At 44.1% G+C, this 10291-nt stretch carries 7 protein-coding genes and 1 tRNA gene; 6 read left to right on the top strand and 2 right to left on the bottom strand.

Annotated elements, in window-relative coordinates; all coding sequences use genetic code 11:
* Window positions 1–362: 362 nt before the first annotated feature.
* Window positions 363–1052: a sugar transferase gene (locus GKS34_RS23035; protein ID WP_163387485.1), complete on the top strand. Its 690-nt coding sequence runs from the start codon at window positions 363–365 to the stop codon at window positions 1050–1052.
* A gap of 28 nt (window positions 1053–1080) precedes the next feature.
* Here the strand turns inward: GKS34_RS23035 and GKS34_RS23030 are convergent, their stop codons facing one another.
* Entirely contained in the window at window positions 1081–2532 is a 1452-nt protein-coding gene (locus tag GKS34_RS23030) for a sodium:solute symporter (RefSeq protein WP_163387482.1), read from the bottom strand.
* A gap of 53 nt (window positions 2533–2585) precedes the next feature.
* Between GKS34_RS23030 and GKS34_RS23025 the strand changes: the two genes are divergently transcribed.
* The 3 genes from GKS34_RS23025 (at window position 2586) to GKS34_RS23015 (ending at window position 3624) form a co-directional block, all read left to right on the top strand.
* Complete coding sequence (locus GKS34_RS23025) at window positions 2586–2873, top strand: ATP-dependent Clp protease adaptor ClpS (protein WP_162339987.1); 288 nt, start codon at window positions 2586–2588, stop codon at window positions 2871–2873.
* An 11-nt stretch (window positions 2874–2884) separates the two neighbouring features.
* Window positions 2885–3505, top strand: coding sequence for a recombination mediator RecR (gene recR / locus GKS34_RS23020; RefSeq protein WP_163387480.1), 621 nt, complete (start codon window positions 2885–2887; stop codon window positions 3503–3505).
* A 42-nt stretch (window positions 3506–3547) separates the two neighbouring features.
* Window positions 3548–3624: transfer RNA gene (locus GKS34_RS23015), tRNA-Ala, on the top strand.
* Window positions 3625–3919: 295 nt separating this feature from the next.
* Here GKS34_RS23015 and GKS34_RS23010 read toward each other — a convergent pair.
* Window positions 3920–4546, bottom strand: a complete 627-nt coding sequence (locus GKS34_RS23010) for a hypothetical protein (RefSeq protein ID WP_163387478.1) — start codon at window positions 4544–4546, stop codon at window positions 3920–3922.
* Window positions 4547–5511: 965 nt separating this feature from the next.
* Here GKS34_RS23010 and GKS34_RS23005 point away from each other — a divergent pair.
* Both GKS34_RS23005 and GKS34_RS23000 read left to right on the top strand, forming a co-directional pair.
* On the top strand, window positions 5512–8100 hold the full coding sequence (locus tag GKS34_RS23005; RefSeq protein WP_163387476.1) for a vWA domain-containing protein: 2589 nt from the start codon (window positions 5512–5514) through the stop codon (window positions 8098–8100).
* Window positions 8097–9827 carry a hypothetical protein gene (locus GKS34_RS23000; protein WP_163387474.1) on the top strand — a complete coding sequence of 577 codons (1731 nt, stop codon included), beginning with the start codon at window positions 8097–8099 and terminating at the stop codon, window positions 9825–9827. Before GKS34_RS23005 ends, GKS34_RS23000 begins: the two co-directional genes overlap by 4 nt.
* Window positions 9828–10291 lie beyond the last annotated feature (464 nt).

The raw sequence follows: 10291 nt of genomic DNA, 5'->3' as shown, positions 1-10291 counted from the left end.
TTGAACGTGTCTTTTGGGATCCTGCCAAACACCTCATCCCTTAAAATTAAGCTACCCGTTAGCCAATCAGCTTCAAGGCAGATTTGCTAAATATTTTTTTTTTAATGGTAATCTTTTCAACAAATTATAAAATAACCTGTTTTATAGAATAGTTAATTTTTTAGGTTTAAAATTAACTATTCGTTAATTATTGTGGCTTAAATATTACCTTTATCAAAAATATGGATAAATAATTAGGAAATTCAAATCCTTTATTTTAGTTTTGAAATGCATTTTTAAAAAGACAAAATTATATTATTGGTTTTGTGGCATGATAATGGTTTAAAGGGAATTTACTAGTTAGAAATCAAAACCAGAACCGTATGGCCTCTACACTTACAGAGAGAAAACCACGAGTAAAAAGTACATATGGAAAGGGTGGAATCCACCGCTCTTTCCCAGAAGTCTTTTTTGATGAATCCCAGCAGGTTCTTAAAAGGACCTTCGATTTGTTTTTCAGCTTTGGCCTGGTTCTTTTTGTATTCTCTTGGATGTTTCCAATCATCGGATTTTTAATAAAAATCACTTCGGAAGGCCCTATTATTTTTAAGCAACTCCGTCACGGAAAGGACAATGTACCCTTTTATTGCTACAAGTTCCGGACCATGTACATCAATGAGCAGGCAGATACTCAGCAAGCCACCAAGGACGATCCCAGGGTTACCTGGATAGGGAAATTCCTGCGTAAAACAAGTATGGACGAATTGCCTCAATTTTTCAATGTGATCAAGGGAGACATGTCCATCGTAGGGCCCCGGCCACACGCAGTTCCTATGAATTATAAATTCTCAGCCGAAATTGACAACTTTATGTTTCGTCATACGGTAAAGCCTGGAATTACCGGCCTGGCTCAGGCCAAAGGCTTCCGGGGAGAAACCAGAGATTTTTACGATATCTATTCCAGGTGTAAACTGGATATCTTCTATGTAAACAATTGGTCACCCTTGTTGGATCTGAAAATTATCATTTGGACGATCCTCTCGCTATTATTGCACAAGGACCAAGCGTATTAATCCCTTTTGGAATTTATTCCTTTCGGTATCAGGAAGCTTTTCTGCTTCTGACTAAAAGCAGCCCTATAAACATTAATACACCGTTCAGAATTAACAATTCAAAACCAAATTGGTACCCTCCCAGCCACTTTTCGGATTGAAAGGAAATCAGAAATGAAATCAGGGGAGCCAAAACTGCCAGGTAAGGAACCCATTTATCCTTCACCTGAAACGAAGTAAATAACCCGAAACTATACAAGCCAAGTAAGGGCCCATAGGTATAGCCTGCAATGGTAAATACCGCATTGATCACACTTTGATCATTAATCCAGCGAAAGGCCAGAATTACGAAAAACATAAGCAACGTGAATCCCAAATGTACTTTTTTCCGGACACGAACGGCAGCGGCTGCCTCGTATTTTTTGTTTATTTCCAGGAAATCGTAGCAAAATGACGTCGTCAACGCCGTAAGTGTGGAGTCTGCGCTGCTATAGGCTGCTGCCGTAATTCCCAGCACAAATACAATCCCGGCGAAAGTGGAAAAATAGGAAGTAGCCAGCAGGGGATACAAATCATCGGTCCGCTCGGGTAGCTTCAGTTGGTTTTCCGATGCATAAAGGTATAGCAGCACTCCCAAAACCAGAAAAATCAGGTTGACGACTACCAGTATATTGGTAAACCAAAACATGTTTTTCTGCGCATCTTTCAGGTTTCGACAGGTAAGGTTTTTCTGCATCATGTCCTGATCCAGTCCCGTCATGACAATTACGATAAATGCCCCGGAAAAAAACTGCTTGAAAAAATTCGTCCCGGACTTCCAGTCCCAATCAAAAATCCTGGAATACGGCTGATCGGCTACCACTCCCACCAATTCTCCTATTCCCGCAATTCCCAGTTCCTGAGATACCAGCACCATGCTGACCACCACGGCCAGCAACATAAAAAGGGTTTGTAGGGTATCTGTCCATACAACGGTTTTTATCCCCCCCCTGAAGGTGTATAGCCAGATAAGCGAAACCGTAATCAATACGGAACCCCAAAACGGAATGCCCCAACGGTCAAATAGTATCAACTGTAACACTCCTGCCACCAGAAATACACGAATGGAGGAGCCTAGCGTCCTGGAAAGGATAAAAAAGAAGGCCCCGGTCTTATAAGACCAGAATCCAAAGCGTCCTTCCAGGTACGAGTAGATGGAAACCAGATTTAAGCGGTAATATAGGGGAAGCAACACTTTGGCGATTACGGCATAACCGACAGTATAGCCCAGCACCAACTGGAAGTAGTAAAAATTACTGCTTCCCACCTCCCCCGGCACGGAAATAAAAGTCACTCCGGACAAGGAAGCCCCGATCATTCCGAAGGCCACCAAAAACCAGGGAGATTGCCTGTCGCCCGTAAAAAAAGTATCTGCCGTTAATTTTCTGGAAGTAAGCCAGGAAATGAGGAACAACAACAAAAAATAGGACGTTATGACAATTAGTACTAAATTAGAATCCATATTGCTTCAGGCTAAAGGCCGATAAAGTTGTGATTAATTATTAACTTTGCAAAATGAAACCTTTAGAACATTTAGTGGAAACCGAAGAAGAGTTACTGCTCGATGAGCAGGTAGACAAGGAGGAGCACGACCTGGTTGTTTTCAACGATGATTTCAATACGTTCGACCATGTGAGCAAAATTTTGATTAAGGTTTGCAAACACAGCCAGGAACAAGCCGAACAATGCACGATGATCATTCATTACAAAGGCAAGTGCTCCGTAAAAAAAGGCAGCATCGGAAAGTTAAAGCCCATGTGTGAGTCTATCCTGGATGCCGGCATCCAAGCTACCATTGTCTAACGCCACCTTTGGTGAATTTCCCTTCCAAATTAATAGAAGACGCGGTCACCGAGATCAGCCGCCTTCCAGGTATCGGTAAGAAAACAGCCCTACGGCTAACCCTACACCTGCTCAAGCAGAAAGAACCCGTTACGATATCCCTGACAGAAGCGCTGCTGAAATTGCGAACTGACATCCGGTATTGTGCCATCTGCCACAATGTCTCCGACAGCGATACCTGCAGTATCTGCGAGGGAAACAAACGGGATAAAAGCCTGATTTGCGTGGTAGAAGACCTGCCCGACCTGCTGGCCATCGAAAACACCAATCAGTATACCGGGCTTTACCATGTACTGGGGGGAGTGATTTCGCCCATACAGGGCATCGGACCCGAAGAAATCAACATCGAATCCCTACTCAAACGAATCGAAAACCCTCCTTCCGGGCAGGCAGTTACGGAAGTGATCTTAGCCCTTCCCGGTACCATGGAAGGGGACACCACTTCTTTTTATATTACCCGAAAGCTGCAGGAAAAAGCTGTAAACGTTAGCACCATTGCCCGGGGCATTCCCGTGGGCGGTGAGCTGGAATACACGGATGAGGTGACGCTGGGAAGAAGCATCCTGACGCGGATAAAATATTCCGCGGAATAATTTGGCGAATAGATTTACCTATTTATATTTGCACTCCCATTCGGGGGATTAGCTCAGTTGGCTAGAGCGCTACACTGGCAGTGTAGAGGTCATCGGTTCGAATCCGTTATCCTCCACCAGAACCCTGTAGCTGTGTCAGTTGCGGGGTTTTTTTATGCCATTACCGCCAGCCTATCGAAAATTTCCATCCAGCAGGTGTACGGCGATGTCTTTTACCATCTATTTAGGCGCGATGGTTGATTTCTCCCAGTCTTCCGGGGACATTTCTTCCAATAACCATTTCGAGGATTTTTACCGATCATCAAAGGGGATAAAAAAAATTATGCTATTGTCCTAACATATTGAACCCCAATATTTAACCACTCAAACTTCCCGTTGCCCCAATATCATAGAGACTTTTTATTATAAACTATTTTAACCTTTTAAGAATCGTTTATCATCTTTCGATAATAGGTATTTATTTGTTTCCAACTCATTATTTAACATAATAGCGTAAACCTTTTTGCTGTTATTCTCAAGCCTCTTATTAAATTCCTGTTCATCTTGCTTCGAGATGAAGAATCTATATTCATAATTCTTAGGTTTATCTCTTTTGCCTAGCCATATATGCACCACCAACTTATATTCTCCTTCGGTAAAATGAAGCTTAGGATTTGATTCTGCAAACCAACAGTACCAAACCGTTTTCGTGATGGAAGTTTTTCCTGCAATGGCTATTGAATGGGCTTGACTATCAAAAACCCAATTTCCAGCGGGTCCCACTTTTGAAAACTCCTTCCACAGCATAAAATAGTTTTCCTGAGTATCTTTTTTAGAAATTGAAATGCCACATTTTATCACAGTCCCCATATTTACTGAAGAGTTTATAAATGTAGTGGGTATGTAAATTCCCGTTGAATTGTTAGGGAAATCTGCATAATACATCCTGATCTCAGGACCAATAAGGATTGAAATAGTAGCGGTTCTTAGTTGTGTCAGATAAAAAGTAAATAGGGTTGCTAAAAGGCTGACAATAGCAATAACAAGTGGTAATAGTTCCATAAACCCCTACTTTAAAATTGCATTTTCTGTGAAATCCATGTTTCCGAACCCAGGTTGCGTAGGTACGGACTTTCCACCTAAGTGTCACCTACCTTTGGCATATCAAAATAATCAAATCTGATAGGGAAACAAATAGCAATTAGGCGATATCTCGAAAACGGTACGTTTACAGGGATTCGTTGGCTTCGGTTTTTTCTGGAAAAGAAGTTGTCTGAATTCGGGCACCGGTTTCAGGCCAAGACCGCAGCAAGAAACGATCCCGAAGCTTATGCGATCGAGTTTTCCAACTTTTGAATGTTGATTTGATTCTATTTCTGTTTCTTTAGGCGTCATAGTTATCATTTCAATGAATAGTAACGTCCAGGCTTCCACGCTGTGGGCGCTTTCGGTGCACTTTTATCCCGGCTTTCCCAAACTTCTTTAAATGTACCAAATTTTATTTTATTCGATTGCTGCCCAATGCACTCAAGCCAATGTTATAAACTGTAAACCGTTTCCCGACTACCGGCCATACAAGGGGGCGTTGGATGTTATGCGTATCAGAAGTTCCTTTTTTCAACATCTTCCCATGCACTTTCACCAAATTAATAAACAAACTCGCGATCTATTCAAAAGCCAATATTATTACCGATGGAGCTCATATCGCAATTTTATTTTTTCCCATCGCTAAAAATTCGAAACTGCCATCCCTTTCCCTCTTCGGAAAGCTTCGCTGGTTGATCATCTTCGTCCGGCAGCCGAGTTAATAACCTATGTATATGGAAAAAAGAAAAAATCCGATGTGAGGTAATTTTTATCGCCAATACACCATCAGCAATAAATGACCATTCCACTCACAAATCCGCAACTCGGAACCAGTTGCCACGGGGCAGTGAGCAAAAAAATGCTACTCGCCACTTGCCCCCTTCCATCTTTCCCCATTTTTTCTTATATTTAACTTACAGTCAGCGTCTAATCATCTTAAAATGAGACCATCCAGTTCTACCATACGGCTGTTATCCCCAAAGAAACTCCTGATTCTTTTCTTAATAATCCCATCAAATATTGATGCGCAGCTGACAGCGCTGGAAAAGGAAGTTGCCGCTGAAATAACCGCAGCCGAAGAAAAAGTAAATGAAGCGGCAGATATGGTCTTCCAGAAGCAAAACGCTCTGCGGGAAGCACAGGCAAATCTCTCAACTGCTGTCGAAAAAGACCGGATTGCAGTCCGATTGCTGAATTCCGTGGATCGTGGCCTGACTTCCGTGCGCAACAACGCTGACGCTGCGACAAGCCACATCGACCGCCAGATCCAGAATTATACGGTTGAACTCGAAATGTTAAAGAGGAATAACGGGTCGCCATCCCAAATCAACGATGTGCAAAGATATATCGTGGCCTATGAAAACATGAAGAAAGGCCGGTTGGACAGAGGTGGATTCCCACAACGCATAAGTGAGCTGCACCGCGAAAGGTATAAACTGATAGACCTGCGCGAACGATATAAAAATGAGGTAGAAAGCGCCAGACAACGGCTCATACAAGCGGAGACAAATCTGGAGCTGGCCGAAAACGCACGCAATGAGGCCATCGCCAGTCTGTCGACCTTGCGAAAAGAAGCTCCGAAAAAGTTACAAGAAATACGCCCGCCCCATGTTCAGGAGGTAAAAGTAAACTATGGCAGCGCAACGAAATACAGCGCTACCTGGGGCTCGGAGTCCGACCTGGTTCAGGCGAAGATAGACGCCTTGCTTAAAAATATCGAATCGCAAAAAGAACACATCGAATTGCGCACCGAAAGGATCAACGACCTGCTGCCGGAAGTTGAGCGACTTAATAATATCGCGGCCGAAGAAATGGACGATTACGAATGGGCCGTCTGGGGAAACGCTTTTGCCCAAATGGGATGGGAAGCTTTTGACGCGGCGTATAATATCGTCGACGACTGGAAAACGCTGGGGCCCTATTCGCTTTTCGTTGAAGCGGGCTTCCGCACCTGGGGTCTGGTGAGCTGGGCAACCGGCGACGAAAGGAAACATAAAAACTGGGACGTCCTTAACTTGCCCGGCATTTCAAACGACTCCCCTCCTACCCATTCCCTACAGGAAAGATTCAGGTACGGCGATCATGCGCAATGGCGCGACGAAATAGTGAAGGAAACCGCAAAAAGCGCCGGCTTTCCTGTGGAAAATTTCCTAGATCCCGGACAGTGGAAGAAACGAATCAAGGAAGTTTTAACCATGGCACTGGTTGATCCTACCGCCGTCGACCCTGGCGGACTGGTTGGAGATCCGCGGGAATTTGCCGGAGGTATTCAATACAGGGGACCGGATTACCTGAGTCCGCTTAAGGCCGCCAGGGAAGGGAAATTGTGGTATTCCGTAGAACACCTGGTCCTGGATGGGGAGACGTGGGCAATAGAACAGTCTCCGGTTATGAGAGCTGAATATGGCATGAACGACGTAACAAAAACGCTCAGGACAAACACCCGCGAATACCTGAGAATGTTAAGGCAAAATCCTACGGACTTCCTTTCGCAAATGGCGAACAAGACATTTAAGAACGCAGACTGGTGGAAAGGGATGGGTAGCAATATCGCGCAAAACGTTTCCGTAATGGTCGCGCAAAAAGCTACCGACTACGGAATAAGAGAAACCGCCTGGCAGGAATACCTGGCAGCTGATATGCACCGAAAAATGGCCCATTCACTTTTGAAATACGAAGGTTATTTAAGAGACGTAGCCAAGTCGGCGCTCGAGGGAATGAACCAGGCATTATTAGATTTGTATGATGAAAAAGAAAATGCTAAAAAAAGAAGGTATCTGATTACACATGAAGATGAAGTTCTGGAAGGCAAAAAAGAATTTCAGCTGAACATTATTTTCTCCCGTCCGGTCGAAGTCAGAACGGTTACAGTGGGCGGAAAAAAGGTGGAAGGGACAATTAACGAAAATAGCTGGACGGGTTTTTTTGACCTCGTGGAACTGCCGGAACTGGCGCAGATAGAAATCGACGCCATAGAACCATTGTCGAATAAGCTGATTGACGACCCGGTTACGATACCCGAATACGTGTCCGAAACGTCCACATGGAATTACTACGAGCCTACTCCGGATACCGAAAACTATCGGGTAAAATTGATTCCGATCAAAGAAGGCAAGTCGGTTGTCTTTCTGATCGACGATTCCGAAAGCATGGACCGCAACAATCGATTAAACGAAGCAAAAAGAGCCGTGATATCTGTCATTTCTTCTGATATGATCAGTCCGGACGATGAAATTGCCATTCTTTCTTTTAGCGGCTGTTATGGCGCTGGTGTAAACCTGCATTTCACTGCCGATAAAGAAACAGCTATCGGCACGGTGGAAAGCTTAGTGCCTTACGGCAATACGCCCCTGGCCTCCGCTATTTCACAGGCGGCAGAGTATATCGCCTCGGATTCCAGAAGATCCGGACACGCCCTTTTTGTTGTGACCGACGGATTAGAATCATGCAAGGGCAATTATCCGGCCTCGGTGGCAGACGCGAAAACAATTCTTGACGCGCATAATATGAAATTAAAACGATTACAATGAAAAAACCTGTTCTTTTGACTATCCTCGTGGTAGCGGGAGTAATTGTAATAGTGGCTATCGCGTTTATCCTCATCAAATCGGAAAACAAGACCGTCGCCATCGAGCCTCTCTTCCCGGAATTCAATGAGGCCCCCCCGCCTCCAATTCAGGAAAGCGCCGATTCGACGATATCGTTTGCGCTTAAACGGGATACCTCAATAACATTTAACTTAAACCGTCCCGGATATCTCGCGCTCAACTTCAAAAGCGCCGGCAACTTATACGATTCCACGCTTATCAAGCGCCTTCAAGCCAATTCATTTTTTGTGGATCCTTTAGGTGCCAGAAATCCGGGACCAATAGCAAAAATTGACTTTCCCGGCGAAGTGAAATTTCAAACAGCGTCTGATTCCACCCTTGCGGACTCCATCCTGATTACCGCCCATGTTGCCTTCATCGAACCCTGGGATATCCTGGAACCAAATGATAAACCTGAAAACGCTACGCTCGTCGAGCCGTTCAAGTGGTATCATATAGAATTGATCCCGGAAACCGATCAGGACTATTTTATTCTTTCGGTTGACAGCGCCGCGATCATCGTACCGGAAACCGACGATTCAGAATCCAACCTGACTTGGACGCTCCATAAAAAAGACGGAAACGTCAGACTTCACGATCAGCCCTTTTTTCTCGAATCCGGTGAAAACCTTCTGTCTGTAAGAAGAAATACACCGCCAGAAGATCTTTTTAAGCCCCTTCTTATTCATTTCCGACAAATAATCGTGAACGATGCGCTTGAGCCAAACGACATCGAACCCGCGGAAATAAAAGCGGGAGACCAGTACACGATTCGCTTGCTGCCGGAAGACGTCGAAAATTTTTCGCTTCTTGGAAAACCAGGAGATGTCGTGCAGCTAAGCCTTTCAGGACATGATGTGGTTGACAATACCTTTACCGAAATTCAGACCAACCGCTCTTCCCAATCGCCCTTTTTTACAAGGATCAATGAAACCGGAGAAACAAAAGTCAAACTAACGGCCGCCAACCGCCAGTGGTCCGTCAATCCCGTAAGGTTGAAAGTCGACCGCATCAAAGTAGACGATAAACACGAGCCAAACGATTCTATTTCTGTCGCTGTGGATCTTGAATTCGATAAGGTCGAAGACTTCACGTTATTCCCGGATTTTGACAAGGATGTTTTCAGGGTGAAAGCGAAACGCGCGCAAAGATATTTTGTCAAAATCAATCACGCCAGCTATGCCAATATTGATCTAACCAAATTCATCACAATCAACGTGCTCGATCGTCAGGGTAATATCCTTCATACCGACATCGAAACTTCTCTGTTCGAAAATGGCCTGATTTCGGCCTCACTTGAAATCTCGGAGGATTCAGTCAGATATTTCGAACTACAACCCAAATACCTGACTACGCCGGCACCTCTTCAGATCAGTTTGTCGACAAAAAAAGCGGAAAAAGCACCTATTTATGTTATTGGCGTAGAAATGACGGAACAAGAAGACAGCCTGATGGAATTGACAAACGCAATCGGCGCTAACTACATAAACGTCAGCCAGGCGGATTCTCTAAATAAAACCTTAAGCAAAACAGTCGCTGTCGAACTTAACGGCAGAGAACAAAACCGGAACGAGTTATGGCTTTACCTCCTTGGCGGGTTAGTGATAGTCATTGGAGTTTATATCGGTTTTAGAATGAAGACAAAGCGCGCGAAAAAAGGTGAACAGTAATCGATGATTTGGAAACCGCCACAAGACGCAGAACCTCCTTCGATTTTTACAGCTCAAAAAGCTCCGGAGATCTATAACTAAAAAAAGGAGGCCCAAACCAACGACCAACGAGACTGTAATCTCAACTCCGTCTAACCTTGGAATTTAGTTTTAAATATTATCAGTATTAGACATGAGTACAGAAGAAAAAGAAAGCCTAAAAGGGAAAGCATTAAGATAATTTAAAACGGAGAGCCACTATTTGGGAAAAACGAAGCGTTTGCCCCAATGCTGAAGGAGTTTTTGGAAGAGGCTCTTGAAGCAGAGATGGAAGGGCATCTGAGCAGCTATGAGTCTGGCCCTGAGGTTGAAAATAAGCTGCAGTCATTTGAAAAAGCTACGATGAAATCTGACAGTTAGGGATTAAATTTAGGTGTTGAATCTAATCATTAACCCCTAAAAACTGTCAGATGAATACAGAGACA

The sequence above is a fragment of the Cyclobacterium jeungdonense genome, assembly GCF_010994275.1.
Lineage (GTDB): Bacteria > Bacteroidota > Bacteroidia > Cytophagales > Cyclobacteriaceae > Cyclobacterium > Cyclobacterium jeungdonense.
The sequence above is the reverse complement of the archived record's forward strand: the minus strand, read 5'-3'. Positions and strand labels throughout refer to the sequence as shown.

Coding starts and splice junctions, on each gene's coding strand:
- GKS34_RS23035 (WP_163387485.1), top strand. CDS start 363: ATGGCCTCTACACTTACAGAGAGAAAACCACGAGTAAAAAGTACATAT.
- GKS34_RS23030 (WP_163387482.1), bottom strand. CDS start 2,532: ATGGATTCTAATTTAGTACTAATTGTCATAACGTCCTATTTTTTGTTG.
- GKS34_RS23025 (WP_162339987.1), top strand. CDS start 2,586: ATGAAACCTTTAGAACATTTAGTGGAAACCGAAGAAGAGTTACTGCTC.
- GKS34_RS23010 (WP_163387478.1), bottom strand. CDS start 4,546: ATGGAACTATTACCACTTGTTATTGCTATTGTCAGCCTTTTAGCAACC.
- GKS34_RS23005 (WP_163387476.1), top strand. CDS start 5,512: ATGAGACCATCCAGTTCTACCATACGGCTGTTATCCCCAAAGAAACTC.
- GKS34_RS23000 (WP_163387474.1), top strand. CDS start 8,097: ATGAAAAAACCTGTTCTTTTGACTATCCTCGTGGTAGCGGGAGTAATT.